Consider the following 17,016-nt stretch of genomic DNA (forward strand, 5'->3'; position numbering starts at 1 on the left):
TACCGTTATTGAGGTCGTTTCATTATGCAATTACAGGGCCACTCCACTTTATATAAAGATCAGCATGCAGGGCATTTGCTGGTGCAGGTGCATTCTGTTGAGCATATCGGGCATATTAAAGAGATGGCCATGCAGGCGCGCGAGGATAAAAAGTACGCGAAAGCGTGGATGTGGCATTGTCTGATTATGATGTTTGGCTTTGGGGTTCGTGCCGAACGGCCAGATGTACAAGCAGGTCATGAGCATTTAAGGGAGGCGATACGGCGCTACGATCTGGCATTTAAACTCTCGATGAATGAAGAGCAGCAAGCTCGGGAAGTGGCACAATACTTGTTTGATGCTATGGGTGCCAAAACTCGCCGCAAGATTGCTCGGCATAACTATCACAGGATGATTCAATAACATCGCAGTTGTGCCAGATGTATTGGCAAAGCAAGCGATCTATTTCCGGCATCTTAGCTTCTCCTTCATAGAATAATGGCAATTCATCGCGCATATTCACTTCACCTTGAGTATTTCATGAGCAAAAGAGCGCTGATTATTAGCGGTGGCGCACCGAATGCCACTTTGGTTGCGGGTGCACTAGAAGCCTTTGCCGAGTTGGGTCTTGAGTTCGATATTATTTCAATGGCAGGCGCAGGGGCATTGTTGGGGTTGATGTATAGCGCGCCCAAAAATGGCGATGTGATTGGCACTTTACGAGGTATGCAGCAAATGGGGATTGCTGATTTTTTGTACCGCGCTTTTCCCGTCAACTTTAAAGTATTCAATAAGCCAGGTCCGATGGCAGAGTTTTATCGCAATTTGTTATCGAGCAATCCGATGGTACAGGCTTTGCAAAATTGGCCTGTTCACGATGCGTTTTCACAAACACTGAAAGACAGTAGTGAGTTGCTACTCGCCAGTGCGTGCCCGAGCGATCTTTCGCAGCAATCTTTGGGCTTGTGCGCGCATATTCCGTTTGCTGAAAAATTAATCGACTTTGCCGCGCTGCCTGCGTGCAAGGCTGATTTATGGATTAATGCGTATAACTTGAGCCAGCGGCAGATGGTGAATTGGTCGGGCGAGCAAATCGACAATCAAAAACTGCAAGCGGCTTTGTCTTTCCCTTATCTGTATCCGCCGACCCAAATCGATGACGATTACTATATCGAAGGTGCCGCGATTGATTGCTTGAATTTTAAAGCCTTGATCGATCATTACGATGGCGATTTGGCCGAAATCGTGATTTTTGACTTACTCGGTGCCGATAAATTATTGCGCCCACCACGTGATTTGTACGATGCGTGGGTGATGTCCATCATGACGCCCTTAGTGGAAATTGCGCGCGATGATGTGAAATTGTTTGAGGCTTTGCATAATGCCGAAGGGCGAATCAAGCTGCACAAGGTGCCACTGCTGGAAGCGATTCCCGCTGAGGATCTGCCCGATGTCTTTGATTGGTCACGCAGTAATCTGAGTAAGCTCTATCAATTAGGTTATCAAACAGGCAAGGCCTACGCGCAACAGCATTTATTGTGATGTATTGGCCTGTAGTCTTTTTATTTAAATGCATATAGGCCGATACTTAATAAAAATAACGATTAAGAATGGATTCTGGCTGGAATGCAAAAAGCCCAACTTTTCAGCTGGGCTTTTTACTTGGTATTGGGTGTGGGTCGTGCGGGATTCGAACCTGCGACAAACGGATTAAAAGTCCGCTGCTCTACCAACTGAGCTAACGACCCAACGAGTGGGGTACTACTTATTACTGGTGGGCTGTGGCGGGTTCGAACCGCCGACCTACGGATTAAGAGTCCGCTGCTCTACCAGCTGAGCTAACAGCCCGTTTTGATTGGGTGGTGGGTCGTGCGGGATTCGAACCTGCGACAAACGGATTAAAAGTCCGCTGCTCTACCAACTGAGCTAACGACCCAACTGCTTCGTTCAGAGACAGCGATTATAGATGGTTTTAAAATGGCGTCAACCCCTTTTTGCAAAAAACATTGAGTAAGTGACAGTAAAATGACACTGCAATCCCAAACTATCCTCGCGTACAATGCGCTAACAATTTGATTTAAGGGGAAATAGCACATGCGTTTATTACATACAATGTTGCGTGTCGTCGATTTAGATCGTGCAATTGCTTTTTATTGTGATGTGCTTGGGATGCGTTTATTGCGCCGGCATGATTTTCCAGCGGGTCGTTTTACTCTGGCCTTTGTGGGTTACGGCGATGAGTCTGAGCATAGTGTGATTGAACTTACGCATAATTGGGACACGAAAGCGTATGACTTAGGCACAGCATTTGGGCATTTAGCGATTGAAACGGATGATATCGTGGCCACTTGTGATGCGGTGCGAGCCAAAGGCGGTAAAGTTGTCCGTGAGCCGGGCCCGATGCAGCACGGTACGACGGTCATCGCTTTTGTTGAAGACTGTGATGGGTATAAAATTGAATTTATTCAACGCTAGGGGGTATTGGCTTATATGCATTTTTGGATAGTGCTTATAGGCTTATACATGTGAGATTTGAATTTAACTGAGTATCTTAATGAATAAAAAAATATTAGGCTTGTTGGCGCTGTTGCCGAACGTTGCCATGGCGGCCGATTTTGATGGTGCGCAATTGTCCTTGCTGTGGGCTGCGCCATTTGCTGGTTTGCTGTTGTCGATAGCACTGTTTCCCATTTTCTCGCCTGGATTTTGGCATCACCATTTCGGCAAAATTTCAGCATTTTGGGCCGCGGCATTCTTGCTACCATTTATTGCCTCGTTTGGTCTTGATACAGCGGCGAGTTTGGTTGTACACGCGATGCTCGCTGAATATATCCCATTTATTTTGATCCTGTTCGCGCTGTACACGGTGTCAGGCGGGATTTTGGTATGGGGTAATTTGCATGGCTCTCCAGCATTAAATACCGGAATTTTGGCATTTGGCACGGTGATTGCCTCTTTGATGGGCACGACCGGCGCGGCGATGCTGTTGATTCGTCCTTTGCTGAAAGCAAACGATAATCGCAAACACAATGTGCATGTGGTGGTGTTTTTTATCTTTTTGGTCGCCAATATTGGCGGCGGCTTGACGCCGCTGGGTGATCCACCTTTGTTCTTGGGTTTCTTAAAAGGGGTTGATTTCTTGTGGACTGTCGAGCATATGCTGGCTCCGGTTGCATTTGCCGCCAGTATCTTGCTGGTGATGTTTTATGCCATCGATAGTTATTACTACAAGAAAGAGGGCGTGTTGCCGGTCGATAAAACCCCAGACAGCAAATTGCAGTTCTTTGGTTTGTGGAACTTTGCTTTGATCGCGGCCATTGTGGCTTGCGTGGTGATGTCGGGCGTTTGGAAGCCGGGCATTGCTTGGGATGTGATGGGCACGCATGTTGAATTGCAAAATGTTGTTCGTGATGTGTTGCTAGTGGTGATCGCACTGCTGTCGTTAAAATTCACGCCCAAGCAAGTTCGTGCCGGCAATGATTTTAATTGGGGCCCGATTTTAGAAGTGGCTAAATTGTTTGCGGCTATTTTTATCGCTATGGCGCCGGCGATTGCTATTTTGCGCGCAGGTTCGGCCGGGGAAATGGCTGACTTGGTGCAAATGGTGAGCTACTCAGATGGCGCGCCAATTGATCATATGTATTTCTGGATGACAGGCCTACTGTCGGCCTTCCTCGATAATGCCCCAACGTATTTGGTCTTTTATAATTTGGCGAGTGGGGATGCAGAAATCTTGATGGGGCCAATGGCTTCAACGCTATTAGCCGTTTCGGTCGGGGCTGTGTTCATGGGCGCATTGAGCTATATCGGTAATGCACCTAACTTCATGGTGAAGGCGGTCGCTGAAGATCGTGGTGTGAAAATGCCTAGTTTCTTTGGTTATATGCTGTGGTCTTGTGTTTGCTTATTGCCGATTTTCTTTGTGATGACGTTTGTCTTCTTTTGATTTTTGAGTCAATTGATCAAGAGGCCAGCTTTGCTGGCCTTTTTTATTGGCTACGAGTTTGCGCTGCGAATTAAGTATCAACTTCTATAGTGAATACACTGTGTATGCTTAGGGGCTGAGTGATGCCCGTATTGGTTTTACGATTTGCTTTTTTGTTACCTGTTTTGATGCTGCTGAGTGGCGTTCTGAGTACCGAGTACATTGCAGAACAAGAGAAAACCCGTGCTTGGGAAACGGAGAAAGAACGCGTACTGGGCGATGCGGCTGCTTTACGTTCTCGCATTGAAACCGAGCTGAGTTCGACTTTATATTTGGCTTCGGGTATCGAAGCCTATATTCGTGCCGCATATCACCCAGACAAATCGGCCGAGCTTAATCGCATGCTGGCCAATATCTATTTCCGTGGTCGCAATATTCGTAATATTGGTATCGCTCCTGATAATCGAATTCGTTACATCTATCCTTTTAAAGGAAATGAACAGGCCATTGGACTTTACTATCCAGATATTCCAACGCAGTGGCCTGCGGTTGAGCGCGTGATTTTATCGAAAAAACCTTTTTTGGCCGGCCCCGTGAGGTTGGCGCAAGGCGGCGAAGGCCTCATTTATCGGGTGCCGGTGTTTACTGCCGAAGACCAATATTGGGGAATGTTTAGTACCGTGCTGGATATTGAGCCTTTCTTGCGTTCAGTTGGTTTGCACGAGGGCAATAAAAACGATGTCTTATTACGTGGGAAAGACGCACAAGGTATTGAAGGCGGCGTAATTTGGGGGAGTCTACAAAGTATAGATCGGCACGCGCGAGTTGAAATGGCGATTGCGGTACCTGGCGGCTACTGGAGTTTGTGGTTAAAGATTCCAGAAACGATTGGCTTAGCCAAGAGGATTGATCGAATTCGTTGGGTGGGTTGGGGTTTGACTGCGCTGTTGTCTGGATGCGTAGCACTATTATTATATGGTTATCGGCGAGGACGACGCTTGATGGTGGATTTGGCGATTGCCAAAGAGGCCGCTGAGGCGGCTTCGCGTTCCAAAAGTGCATTTTTAGCCAATATGAGCCATGAGGTTCGCACGCCGATGAATGGCGTGATTGGAATGAGCCAATTGCTGCTCGATAGCCCTTTGAATTCACAGCAGCAAGAATACGCAACGATTATTCGCCATAGCGCAGATGCCTTGTTGACCGTTTTGAATGATATTTTGGATTATTCCAAAATTGAGGCGGGCAAGTTATCGATTGAGCGGCTCGAGTTTGATTTTCGTGAGTTGCTCGAAGAGGTGACGGATCTTTTAGCGTTACGAGCGCAAGAAAAAGGCTTGGAGTTGATGTGTGATATCGACCCTCGCTTGCCTGTGAAAGTCATGGGCGACTCGACTCGATTGCGGCAAGTGTTGACTAATTTAATTGGGAACTCGATTAAATTTACCGCGCGGGGCGATGTTGCACTGTTTGCGCGGCTGCTCAGCCAGCATGAAAACCAAGCCACCATTGAATTGAGTGTGCGCGACAGTGGGATCGGCATGGCTGCCGATCAGCTTGAATCGCTCTTTGAAGCATTCAATCAAGCCGATAGCTCAATTTCTCGACGCTTTGGCGGGACGGGGCTGGGCTTGTCGATCTCACGTCGCCTTGTGCAAATGATGGGTGGCGAGTTGCACGCAGCGAGTCAGCTGGGCGAGGGCGCTTGGTTTACCTTCACGATTCAGGTTGGTTTTTCGGCGGCTTTATATCCTCCGTTGCAGTTGCCTGAATCCCTGCTCGGTATCGAAGTGTTGGTGGTTGATGATGGCGCATATAGCCGCGCTCAACTGGCGGTGCTACTGGGGCATTTGGGGGCAAAGGCCAATTTGACTGCCAATGTTGCCGAGGCACAAATGGCTTTGCAGCGCTCAGAGCGAAGTGCGCAAGCCATACGGCTGATCTTGCTTAAACGAGATTTGCCCTTGGTGGGCGACGGCGACTTTGTTCAGCAAATGAATGCGGTCACGATTCAACTGCCACCGATTGTTGTGATGACCACGCATCAGTACCCCGTGTCATCGTCCTCGCAATATAGCGCCAGTTTGATGAAGCCGATTAAGTTAGGGCGCTTGCAAGAGTGTATTTGCCGGGTCTTATTAAGCCCTGCGAATCGAATTGTGAGTCTGCCGCAAGCCATTTTGCCACAGCCTGCGGCGCTCCTTAGAGTCCTCTTGGTTGAAGACAATCCAGTGAATCGCAAGGTGGCACGAGCCATGTTAGGGCGTTTAGGTTGTGAAGTCGAAAGCGCTGAAAATGGGCTTGAGGCTCTGCATATGCTGGAGAATGCCGACTACGAATTGGTCTTGATGGATATTAATATGCCCGAGATGGATGGCTTGTCGGCAACACGGGCGATTCGTAGCCCGCAGAGTAGAGTTAGGCAGCGTGATATTCCGATTGTCGCGATGACGGCGAACGCCATGTCGGGGGACGAAGACATGTGCCGCCTTGCGGGAATGAGTGACTATTTAAGTAAACCCGTCAATTTTGAGCGACTTAGCTTGATTGTTTCTAAGTTCATCAAATCAATGTAATTTTTGCCAGTGGTCATAACGTATTTGTCATTAGCAAAATTTACTTCTTCTGTTAGTATTTAGATCGACTTCGCCGATGGTGGTCTGAGTTTGTGTCGGAACGGGCTTTTTTTGCTTTGCGTCAAATAGAAATAGCCGAAATCTATATGTCCTGCCGCAACTTTGATTTGTATCAGTAGCCAGTCCGGCTGTCTCCGTATACTGCATCACATAAGGTGATTCACTGATAAGGCAAATCACCGAGCAATTACACTATCACAACCCAGAAGAGGTTTAACCGTGGCTCAACTATCAAAAGAACAAATTGGTAAAATGCATCGTTACTTTCAGGCAGCGAATTACCTGTCTGTAGGTCAGATTTATTTGCTCGACAACCCAATGTTGAAACAACCGCTGAAACGTGAGCACATTAAGCCACGTTTGTTGGGTCACTGGGGCACGACTCCGGGTTTGAACTTCATCTTCGTTCACGCCAATCGCGTTATTGTTGAGCGCGATGTATCAATGATTTACATCACTGGCCCTGGCCATGGTGGTCCTGGCTTTGTTGCCAACACTTGGATTGAAGGTTCATACGAAGAATTCTTCCCTGCGATTGATCGCACTGAAGCAGGTATGCAACGCTTGTTCAAGCAATTCAGCTTCCCACGCGGCATACCTTCACACGTAGCGCCTGAAACTCCAGGTTCTATGCACGAAGGTGGTGAATTGGGTTACAGCGTTTCACATGCCTACGGCGCAGCGTTGGACAATCCAGACCAAGTGGTAATCGCAGTGGTGGGTGACGGTGAAGCAGAAACTGGCCCATGCGCAGCATCTTGGCACTCGACTAAATACATTCACCCGATCAATGACGGTTTTGTATTGCCAATCTTGCATTTGAACGGCTACAAAATTGCAAATCCAACACTTCTAGCCCGTATGGACAAAGAAGAAGTGACTGCATTGTTCACAGGTTACGGTTACGAGCCAATCTTCGTTGAATTGAAACAAGAAACATTTAACGACAAGTTAGAATCTTTTGACCAAATTCACCAAGACATGGCTGCGGCAATGGACTTGTGTATGGATAAATTTGCTGCGATTCGTGCTAAAGCTGAAGCCGAAGTGGCAGCAGGTCAACCGATCGTTCGCCCACGTTGGCCAATGATTGTAATGCGCACGCCAAAAGGCTGGACTGGCCCGAAAGAAATTAAAGGCAAAAAAGTAGAAGACTACTGGCGCAGCCACCAAGTTCCGTTCTCTGATATCGATGCAGAAAACGTGATCAACTTGGAAAACTGGATGCGTTCGTACCAAGTTGAAACTTTGTTCAACGATGATGGTTCTGTGAAACAAGATATCGTTGATTTGGCACCAAAAGGTATCAAACGCTTCGGTTCTAACCCAATCGTGCACGGTCAAGTTTCGAAAGACCTGAAAATGCCTGACTTCCGTAACTACGAAGTGAAGTTTGCAAAACCAGGTACTGAAAATGCAGAAATGACTCGCGTTATGGGTAATTTCCTAGCCGACGTGATGAAAGAAAACGAAGCTGAGAAAAACTTCCGCATTTTTGGCCCTGATGAAACCGCATCAAACCGTTGGAATGCAACGATTGAGTATTCAGGTAAAACTTGGTTGGCGAATCACTTTGAAGTGGATGGCATCAACAAGAACGACAATCTGCAACAAGATGGTCGTGTAATGGAAATCTTGTCTGAGCACACTTGCCAAGGTTGGCTCGAGGCATACAACTTGACCGGTCGTCACGGCTTCTTTAGCTGCTACGAAGCGTTTATCCACGTGATTGATTCAATGTTTAACCAACACGCAAAATGGTTGAAAACAACGAAACACATCAACTGGCGTAAACCAATTCCGTCATTGAACTACTTATTGACTTCACACGTTTGGCGTCAAGACCACAACGGCTTCTCTCATCAAGATCCAGGTTTCTTGGATCACGTGATCAACAAGAAAGCTGAAGTGATTCGTGTGTACTTGCCAGCAGATGCGAATACTTTGTTGTCGGTAACTGACCATGTATTGCGCTCACGCCACTATGTGAACGTGATCGTTGCGGGTAAACAACCTTGCTTGCAATACTTGACTATGGACCAAGCGATTAAACACGCTACCACTGGTTTGGGTATCTGGGACTGGGCATCGAACGACCAAGGCGGCGAGCCAGATGTAGTTATGGCGTGTGCGGGTGAAATCCCAACAATGGAAGCATTGGCGGCAACTGATTTGTTGCGTCAACACTTCCCTGACTTGAAAATCCGCTTCGTTAACGTTTGCGATTTGATGACCTTGCAACCACAAGAAGAGCATCCACACGGCTTGTCGGACCGCGAATTTGACGCGATCTTCACGACTGACAAACCAGTGATGTTTGCCTTCCACGGCTACCCATGGTTGATTCACCGTCTGACTTACCGTCGTAACGGCCACAGCAATATCCATGCTCGTGGTTACATCGAAGAAGGCTCTACTTCGACACCGTTCGACATGGTTGTAGTGAATCAGTTGGATCGTTTCAACTTGGCCATCGACGTGATTGATCGTGTACCGCAATTGCAAAAAATCGGTGCTCACGTTCGTCAAAAACTGGTTGGTAAACTCGTTGAGCATGCTGAATACATTGCTAAATACGGCGATGATATGGACGAAGTTAAAAACTGGAAATGGACTTACTAATTAGCAATCTCACCCAGTAATGGGTGTTTGCTAAATGATAAAAGCCCGTGCAAACTGCACGGGCTTTTTCTTCGTGAGTGCCTTAGGCTCTGTTTACGTTTGTTTTCCACTCGCGTTTGTGCGGATTTTGGCCTGAAACAAGGCACGGAGCGCGAAGTGTAGTCATTCTACACAAGTGCTTCGTAACGCAGCGTAAGGCCAAAAGCCGCCAAACCCTGAGGGCTGGGCGCTTTTCGAGGCGACACTGCGTTTACGAGCGCTCACATAGAATGACTATGAATCGCTTCCTACGCCTTGTTTCGCCTTGAAAATCGCTCCAGCGCGATGCGTAAAACAAACGTCAACAGAGCCTAGATAAAATGAGCGCCAACTAAAGTAAAACCCCCGCAGCAGAGTGGCTCGCTCTCCGATACAATGCTGCAAAGCAATAGTATTGCCAGACATTTTGAAAAGAGATTGAACGTGTCCCAACCCAGCGAAACATTACAAGCTTTATGTGCTATTGCCCGCAAGGTGGCCGCCACCGAAGTGATGCCGCGCTATCAAAAAGTAGTCGCAGAAATCAAGCATGACGGTAGCTTGTTTACCGAAGCTGATTTGGCTGCGCAACAAGCGTTGCAACGGCTACTGCCTGCCTTAGTTGATTGTCCTGTGCTGGGCGAGGAGATGACGCAGGATGAGCAGGAAAAGCTGTGGGAAACCTGCACGGATGGCTTGTGGGTGGTCGATCCGATTGATGGCACCAGTAATTTCGCGCATGGATTGCCCTACTTTGCGGTATCGATCGCCTTGTTTCGCGCGCATCGCCCAGTGATGGGGGTTGTGTATGTGCCAGTACTGGATGAGTGCTTTGCCGCCGAAGCAGGGCAGGGCGCTTGGTTAAATCAAGATCGCTTGCCGTTTTTGGGTGACGATAAAAAATTAAAGCACGCGATGGCTGCCGTTGAAACTAAATGGTTGTCGGGTCATTTGGCGACGCGAATTGTGACCGTGAATCCCTATCATAGCCACCGAAACTACGGAGCCTCAACCATTGACTGGTGCTGGCTCGCGGCAGGGCGCACAGATGTCATGCTGCATGGTGCTCAGAAACTATGGGATTACGCCGCTGGGGTGTTGATCTTGCTGGAGTCGGGCGGGCAGGTGGGCTCTATTTTTCATGCAGACTATTGGCAAGAGAATCCATGGCACCGCAGCGCTGTCGCCGCACGGACGCCATCACTCTATAAAGCCTGGCAAGCATGGGTACAAGCGAATAAGTAGGTATTGCTCTGTAGGCTTTAATAAATAATGGCTAGGTGTCTATACCTAGCCATTGTGCTGTCTACCCCTTACCACTTAAGCCGCCAATTGCTCCAGTATGTATTTAGCGCCTTTATCGATACCTAAATGTTGCACTAAATAGGGCATCATTTCTTTGAGTTCTTTGGCCAAAGTCCATGGCGGGTTCAGGATGAACATCCCGCTGCCATGCATACCAAAGCCATCAACACGTGGCGCATGAATGGTGAGAGCCACATGCACCCAGCTCTTTGCACCAAGTTTTTTTAATTTCTCTGGCAGTTGCTTGGTTTCTTCGCGTGATAACTGCGGATACCACACGGCATAGGTTCCCGTTGGGAAGCGTTCCAGTGCCTCTTTGAGCGTTTCTACTACACGCACATAATCATGTTTCTCTTCATACGGCGGATCAATCAACATCAAAGCACGGCGTGGTGGTGGCGGTAGCACGCTTTTGATGCTGGCAAAACCATCTGCTTGCACTACCTTGGCAGCGCGGCCGGCATCTAGGAAATTTTCGGTGAGTAATTTACTGTCGCTCGGATGCAATTCAAATAAACGCAATTTATCATCACGACGTTGCAAAGCCTGTGCTACATATGGCGAGCCAGGATAAAGCTGCAAATGCGCGCTGCCTGCGTTCAGCTCTTTAACGACATCGATATAGCGTTGCAGCGGCGCGGGTAAATCATTGCGCTGCCACAGCCGCGCGATGCCGGTTTCAAACTCGGCATTCTTGGTTGCATAGCCTTGCGTCAGCGAATATACACCCGCACCGGCATGGGTATCGATGTACCACCAAGGCTTGTCTTTTTGATTCATATAGTCGAGCAACATGACTTCGATACTGTGCTTGAGAACGTCGGCATGATTGCCGGCGTGGAAAGCGTGGCGATAACTGAGCATATATATACATATTAAAGAGAACTTGAATGCGCTAATTGTACTCGTTCAGGCGTTTTACTTAAGTTTTGATTGCTCCGAAGGTGATTTATTGACGTGCAGCGGACGATAGTAGATTTGCTATTGGCTATTTAGTGCGCTTTGGTCTAGATTTAGATGTTATGAAAATCAAAGACTTATCACCTTGCTTGGATTTTCTTTGCCGATAGGTGTTGACGGGTCTGCGGGGCGTGGGTATAGTTCGGCCTCTCTGCTGCTGACACAGCAAACGAAACAAGCGGTTCTAAAGCAAGTTTCGGTGTCTAAGCCACTGATCTTTAACAAAATACAGCCGATGAGTGTGAGTGCTTGATTTGCAAGTCAAACAAGTGCTTGCATTCACAAATGAGAAATAACTCGATGTTTACATCGAGGCGCTTTAAGTTTTGAGCGCAAGCCAAGTAGTACAAAATTAGCACAGAGATTAAACGAAAGAGTTTGATCCTGGCTCAGATTGAACGCTGGCGGCATGCTTTACACATGCAAGTCGAACGGTAACAGGGTGCTTGCACCGCTGACGAGTGGCGAACGGGTGAGTAATACATCGGAATGTACCCAGTAATGGGGGATAACGCTTCGAAAGGAGTGCTAATACCGCATACGCCCTGAGGGGGAAAGTGGGGGACCGCAAGGCCTCACGTTATTGGAGCAGCCGATGGCTGATTAGCTAGTTGGTAGGGTAAAGGCCTACCAAGGCAACGATCAGTAGCGGGTCTTAGAGGACGATCCGCCACACTGGAACTGAGACACGGTCCAGACTCCTACGGGAGGCAGCAGTGGGGAATCTTGGACAATGGGCGAAAGCCTGATCCAGCAATGCCGCGTGCGTGAAGAAGGCCTTCGGGTTGTAAAGCGCTTTTGTCGGGGAGGAAATCCTAGTGGCTAATAACTACTGGGGATGACAGTACCCGAAGAATAAGGACCGGCTAACTACGTGCCAGCAGCCGCGGTAATACGTAGGGTCCAAGCGTTAATCGGAATTACTGGGCGTAAAGCGTCCGCAGGTGGCTTGATAAGATAGACGTGAAATCCCTGGGCTCAACCTAGGAATTGCGTTTATGACTGTCTCGCTAGAGTATGGGAGAGGGGGGTGGAATTCCACGTGTAGCAGTGAAATGCGTAGAGATGTGGAGGAACACCGATGGCGAAGGCAACCCCCTGGCCTAATACTGACACTCATGGACGAAAGCGTGGGGAGCAAACAGGATTAGATACCCTGGTAGTCCACGCCCTAAACGATGTCTACTAGTTGTTGGGCTTTTCGGAGCTTAGTAACGCAGCTAACGCGTGAAGTAGACCGCCTGGGGAGTACGGTCGCAAGACTAAAACTCAAAGGAATTGACGGGGGCCCGCACAAGCGGTGGATGATGTGGATTAATTCGATGCAACGCGAAAAACCTTACCTGGTCTTGACATGTACGGAATCCTTTAGAGATAGAGGAGTGCCTTCGGGAACCGTAACACAGGTGCTGCATGGCTGTCGTCAGCTCGTGTCGTGAGATGTTGGGTTAAGTCCCGCAACGAGCGCAACCCTTGCCATTAGTTGCTAACATTTAGTTGAGCACTTTAATGGGACTGCCGGTGACAAACCGGAGGAAGGTGGGGATGACGTCAAGTCCTCATGGCCCTTATGACCAGGGCTTCACACGTCATACAATGGTCGGTACAGAGGGTCGCTAACCCGCGAGGGGGTGCCAATCTCACAAAACCGATCGTAGTCCGGATTGCACTCTGCAACTCGAGTGCATGAAGTCGGAATCGCTAGTAATCGCGGATCAGCATGTCGCGGTGAATACGTTCCCGGGCCTTGTACACACCGCCCGTCACACCATGGGAGTGGGTTTCACCAGAAGTAGGTAGGCTAACCGCAAGGAGGCCGCTTACCACGGTGGGATTCATGACTGGGGTGAAGTCGTAACAAGGTAGCCGTAGGGGAACCTGCGGCTGGATCACCTCCTTTCAAGAGAAAGACGAACAAATTAAGTACTCACACTCATCGGCTGTAGATTTGAAGAATGTCGGATTGATTGAGATGAATAATCTGAATTGAGATGACAACGATATGGGTCAGTAGCTCAGTTGGTTAGAGCACCGTGTTGATAACGCGGGGGTCATAGGTTCGATTCCTATCTGACCCACCACCTTAGTTGGGGGCTTAGCTCATCTGGTAGAGCACCTGCTTTGCAAGCAGGGGGTGAACGGTTCGAGTCCGTTAGCCTCCACCATTAGTTTGGTCTGGAACTACCTAGTAGAAAATAGAATTCTATGGATTGCACGATGTATTGTGCAGTGTATTTTATTCTGGTTTCTAAAATTAGAATGATTCACGAAAGTGAATTGAAATATCGATCTTTAACAAAATAGAAGAAGTAATTAATTCCAATAAACATTGTTGTGGAATTAGATTTAGAGATTACTGCTTGCAGTGATGGATAAATTTGATTTCAAAGTAAATATATTGGGTTGATTGTATCTGTTCAGTTGAATTGGTCTCATGCCAGTTTGATTGAACCGCAAGTGAAATGAGAACTCACTTGCAAGTCGCAAATACGATTTCAGTAACTTGAAATACGTTTACGTGTTTGAGGTTATAGGATCAAGCGAATAAGTGCATCTGGTGGATGCCTTGGCGATGATAGGCGACGAAGGACGTGATAGCCTGCGATAAGCGTGGGGGAGCTGGCAAAGTGCTTTGATCCCACGATTTCCGAATGGGGAAACCCGGCCCTTTTGGGTCACTCTAGACTGAATACATAGGTCTAGTAGAGCGAACCCGGTGAACTGAAACATCTAAGTAACCGGAGGAAAAGAAATCAACCGAGATTCCCAAAGTAGTGGCGAGCGAAATGGGAAGAGCCTGTACGTGATAGCAGTAGACTTAATAGAATGGAATGGAAAGTCCAACCATAGTGGGTGATAGTCCCGTATATGAAAAGTCAATTGTGGTACTAAGCGTACGAGAAGTAGGGCGGGACACGAGAAATCCTGTTTGAAGATGGGGGGACCATCCTCCAAGGCTAAATACTCATCATCGACCGATAGTGAACCAGTACCGTGAGGGAAAGGCGAAAAGAACCCCGGGAGGGGAGTGAAATAGAACCTGAAACCGGATGCATACAAACAGTGGGAGCCCTTGAAAAATGGGGTGACTGCGTACCTTTTGTATAATGGGTCAGCGACTTACGTTCAGTAGCAAGCTTAACCGAATAGGGGAGGCGTAGGGAAACCGAGTCCGAATAGGGCGCATAGTTGCTGGGCGTAGACCCGAAACCAAGTGATCTATCCATGGCCAGGATGAAGGTGCGGTAACACGCACTGGAGGTCCGAACCCACTAACGTTGCAAAGTTAGGGGATGAGCTGTGGATAGGGGTGAAAGGCTAAACAAACTTGGAAATAGCTGGTTCTCCTCGAAAACTATTTAGGTAGTGCCTCATGTATCACTGACGGGGGTAAAGCACTGTTATGGCTAGGGGGTCATCGCGACTTACCAAACCATGGCAAACTCTGAATACCGTCAAGTGCGAGCATGGGAGACAGACCTGGGGTGCTAACGTCCTGGGTCAAGAGGGAAACAACCCAGACCGCCGTCTAAGGTCCCAAATGATCAATTAAGTGGAAAACGAGGTGGGAAGGCACAGACAGCCAGGATGTTGGCTTAGAAGCAGCCATCATTTAAAGAAAGCGTAATAGCTCACTGGTCGAGTCGTCCTGCGCGGAAGATGTAACGGGGCTCAAATTGATAACCGAAGACGCGGATATGACCATTTATGGCATATGGTAGAGGAGCGTTCTGTAAGCCTGTGAAGGTGTCTTGAGAAGGATGCTGGAGGTATCAGAAGTGCGAATGCTGACATGAGTAGCGATAAAGGGAGTGAAAAGCTCCCTCACCGAAAACCCAAGGTTTCCTGCGCAACGTTCATCGGCGCAGGGTGAGTCGGCCCCTAAGGCGAGGCAGAAATGCGTAGTCGATGGGAAACAGGTTAATATTCCTGTACTTGATATAAGTGCGATGTGGGGACGGAGAAGGTTAGGTTAGCCAACTGTTGGAATAGTTGGTTTAAGTGTGTAGGCGGATCCCTTAGGCAAATCCGGGGGGTCTTAACGCTGAGGCATGATGACGATTCACTTAGGTGATGAAGTAACTGATACCCTGCTTCCAAGAAAAGCCACTAAGCTTCAGCTTATATTGAACCGTACCGCAAACCGACACAGGTGGGTAGGAAGAGTATTCTAAGGTGCTTGAGAGAACTCGGGAGAAGGAACTCGGCAAATTAACACCGTAACTTCGGGAGAAGGTGTGCCTTATAGGTGAAGAACCTTGCGTTTGGAGCTATATAAGGCCGCAGAGAAATGGGGGCTGCGACTGTTTATCAAAAACACAGCACTCTGCCAACACGAAAGTGGATGTATAGGGTGTGACGCCTGCCCGGTGCTGGAAGATTAAATGATGGGGTGCAAGCTCTTGATTGAAGTCCCAGTAAACGGCGGCCGTAACTATAACGGTCCTAAGGTAGCGAAATTCCTTGTCGGGTAAGTTCCGACCCGCACGAATGGCGTAACGATGGCCCTACTGTCTCCTCCCGAGACTCAGCGAAGTTGAAGTGTTTGTGAAGATGCAATCTCCCCGCTGCTAGACGGAAAGACCCCGTGAACCTTTACTGTAGCTTTGCATTGGACTTTGAAGTGGTTTGTGTAGGATAGGTGGGAGGCTTTGAAGCTGAGACGCTAGTTTCAGTGGAGCCGTCCTTGAAATACCACCCTGACCCCTTTGAGGTTCTAACCTTGGTCCGTTATCCGGATCGGGGACCGTGCATGGTAGGCAGTTTGACTGGGGCGGTCTCCTCCCAAATTGTAACGGAGGAGCTCGAAGGTCGCCTAGGTACGGTCGGACATCGTACTGATAGTGTAATGGCAAAAGGCGGCTTAACTGCGAGACCGACAAGTCGAGCAGGTGCGAAAGCAGGACATAGTGATCCGGTGGTTCTGTATGGAAGGGCCATCGCTCAACGGATAAAAGGTACTCCGGGGATAACAGGCTGATTCCGCCCAAGAGTTCACATCGACGGCGGAGTTTGGCACCTCGATGTCGGCTCATCACATCCTGGGGCTGTAGCCGGTCCCAAGGGTATGGCTGTTCGCCATTTAAAGTGGTACGTGAGCTGGGTTCAAAACGTCGTGAGACAGTTTGGTCCCTATCTGCAGTGGGCGTTGGAAATTTGAGGGGGGCTGCTCCTAGTACGAGAGGACCGGAGTGGACTGACCTCTGGTGTACCGGTTGTCACGCCAGTGGCATTGCCGGGTAGCTAAGTCGGGAAGAGATAAGCGCTGAAAGCATCTAAGCGCGAAACTTGCCTCAAGATGAGATTTCCCTAGGGTTTTAAATCCTCTAAAGAGTCGTTCGAGACCAGGACGTTGATAGGTTGGGTGTGGAAGCGCAGTAATGCGTTAAGCTAACCAATACTAATTGCTCGTGAGGCTTGATCCTATAACCTGAGACGCGTAATGCGACGAAGATATAGTCAACCCAAAGAAAGTAGAGTGTACGTAAGTGCATGATACGAAAGATAAATACTGAGACAGTGTGGTTGGAAAGTGTAGTATAATTACTTCTTCTATTGATTTGTGAGTTA

General features: G+C 48.4%; 8 protein-coding genes, 5 tRNA genes and 2 rRNA genes. 11 read left to right on the forward strand and 4 right to left on the reverse strand.

The window, feature by feature from the left end; translation table 11 throughout:
• Positions 1 to 24 precede the first annotated feature (24 nt).
• Together K4H28_RS15360 and K4H28_RS15365 are read left to right on the forward strand one after the other, a co-directional pair.
• Positions 25 to 402 (forward strand): hypothetical protein, encoded by a 378-nt coding sequence (locus K4H28_RS15360; protein WP_221006014.1) that lies wholly within the window; start codon positions 25 to 27, stop codon positions 400 to 402.
• Positions 403 to 519: 117 nt separating this feature from the next.
• Positions 520 to 1,521, forward strand: a complete 1,002-nt coding sequence (locus tag K4H28_RS15365) for a patatin-like phospholipase family protein (RefSeq protein WP_221006015.1) — start codon at positions 520 to 522, stop codon at positions 1,519 to 1,521.
• A 133-nt stretch (positions 1,522 to 1,654) separates the two neighbouring features.
• Here the strand turns inward: K4H28_RS15365 and K4H28_RS15370 are convergent.
• From K4H28_RS15370 to K4H28_RS15380, 3 genes are all read right to left on the reverse strand, one after another.
• Positions 1,655 to 1,727: transfer RNA gene (locus K4H28_RS15370), tRNA-Lys, on the reverse strand.
• Positions 1,728 to 1,751: 24 nt separating this feature from the next.
• Positions 1,752 to 1,827, reverse strand: a tRNA-Lys gene (locus tag K4H28_RS15375).
• A 12-nt stretch (positions 1,828 to 1,839) separates the two neighbouring features.
• Positions 1,840 to 1,915 (reverse strand) — tRNA-Lys (locus tag K4H28_RS15380).
• A gap of 158 nt (positions 1,916 to 2,073) precedes the next feature.
• On the opposite strand from K4H28_RS15380, the gene gloA reads away from it, so the two are divergent.
• The 5 genes from gloA to K4H28_RS15405 all read left to right on the forward strand — a co-directional run bounded on the left by gloA (position 2,074) and on the right by K4H28_RS15405 (position 10,425).
• Positions 2,074 to 2,454, forward strand: coding sequence for a lactoylglutathione lyase (gene gloA / locus K4H28_RS15385; protein ID WP_221006016.1), 381 nt, complete (start codon positions 2,074 to 2,076; stop codon positions 2,452 to 2,454).
• A 79-nt stretch (positions 2,455 to 2,533) separates the two neighbouring features.
• Positions 2,534 to 3,925 carry a sodium:proton antiporter gene (locus K4H28_RS15390; RefSeq protein WP_221006017.1) on the forward strand — a complete coding sequence of 464 codons (1,392 nt, stop codon included), beginning with the start codon at positions 2,534 to 2,536 and terminating at the stop codon, positions 3,923 to 3,925.
• Between the two features lie 122 nt (positions 3,926 to 4,047).
• Positions 4,048 to 6,480: a response regulator gene (locus K4H28_RS15395; protein WP_221006018.1), complete on the forward strand. Its 2,433-nt coding sequence runs from the start codon at positions 4,048 to 4,050 to the stop codon at positions 6,478 to 6,480.
• 279 nt (positions 6,481 to 6,759) lie between these two features.
• Positions 6,760 to 9,162 (forward strand): phosphoketolase family protein, encoded by a 2,403-nt coding sequence (locus tag K4H28_RS15400; RefSeq protein WP_255573558.1) that lies wholly within the window; start codon positions 6,760 to 6,762, stop codon positions 9,160 to 9,162.
• 462 nt (positions 9,163 to 9,624) lie between these two features.
• Positions 9,625 to 10,425: an inositol monophosphatase family protein gene (locus K4H28_RS15405; RefSeq protein ID WP_255573559.1), complete on the forward strand. Its 801-nt coding sequence runs from the start codon at positions 9,625 to 9,627 to the stop codon at positions 10,423 to 10,425.
• A 75-nt stretch (positions 10,426 to 10,500) separates the two neighbouring features.
• On the opposite strand, the gene K4H28_RS15410 is transcribed toward K4H28_RS15405, so the two are convergent.
• Positions 10,501 to 11,349: a 23S rRNA (adenine(2030)-N(6))-methyltransferase RlmJ gene (locus K4H28_RS15410; protein WP_221006020.1), complete on the reverse strand. Its 849-nt coding sequence runs from the start codon at positions 11,347 to 11,349 to the stop codon at positions 10,501 to 10,503.
• A gap of 462 nt (positions 11,350 to 11,811) precedes the next feature.
• On the opposite strand from K4H28_RS15410, the gene K4H28_RS15415 reads away from it, so the two are divergent.
• From K4H28_RS15415 to K4H28_RS15430, 4 genes are all read left to right on the forward strand, one after another.
• Positions 11,812 to 13,345 (forward strand): 16S ribosomal RNA (locus tag K4H28_RS15415).
• A 104-nt stretch (positions 13,346 to 13,449) separates the two neighbouring features.
• Positions 13,450 to 13,526: transfer RNA gene (locus tag K4H28_RS15420), tRNA-Ile, on the forward strand.
• 8 nt (positions 13,527 to 13,534) lie between these two features.
• Positions 13,535 to 13,610, forward strand: a tRNA-Ala gene (locus K4H28_RS15425).
• Positions 13,611 to 13,979: 369 nt separating this feature from the next.
• A 23S ribosomal RNA gene (locus tag K4H28_RS15430) occupies positions 13,980 to 16,871 on the forward strand.
• Together the 16S and 23S rRNA genes with 2 tRNA genes alongside form the textbook arrangement of a ribosomal RNA operon.
• Positions 16,872 to 17,016 lie beyond the last annotated feature (145 nt).

This window comes from Deefgea tanakiae (genome assembly GCF_019665765.1).
Lineage (GTDB): Bacteria > Pseudomonadota > Gammaproteobacteria > Burkholderiales > Chitinibacteraceae > Deefgea > Deefgea tanakiae.

Coding starts and splice junctions, on each gene's coding strand:
- K4H28_RS15360 (WP_221006014.1), top strand. CDS start 25: ATGCAATTACAGGGCCACTCCACTTTATATAAAGATCAGCATGCAGGG.
- K4H28_RS15365 (WP_221006015.1), top strand. CDS start 520: ATGAGCAAAAGAGCGCTGATTATTAGCGGTGGCGCACCGAATGCCACT.
- gloA (WP_221006016.1), top strand. CDS start 2,074: ATGCGTTTATTACATACAATGTTGCGTGTCGTCGATTTAGATCGTGCA.
- K4H28_RS15390 (WP_221006017.1), top strand. CDS start 2,534: ATGAATAAAAAAATATTAGGCTTGTTGGCGCTGTTGCCGAACGTTGCC.
- K4H28_RS15395 (WP_221006018.1), top strand. CDS start 4,048: ATGCCCGTATTGGTTTTACGATTTGCTTTTTTGTTACCTGTTTTGATG.
- K4H28_RS15410 (WP_221006020.1), bottom strand. CDS start 11,349: ATGCTCAGTTATCGCCACGCTTTCCACGCCGGCAATCATGCCGACGTT.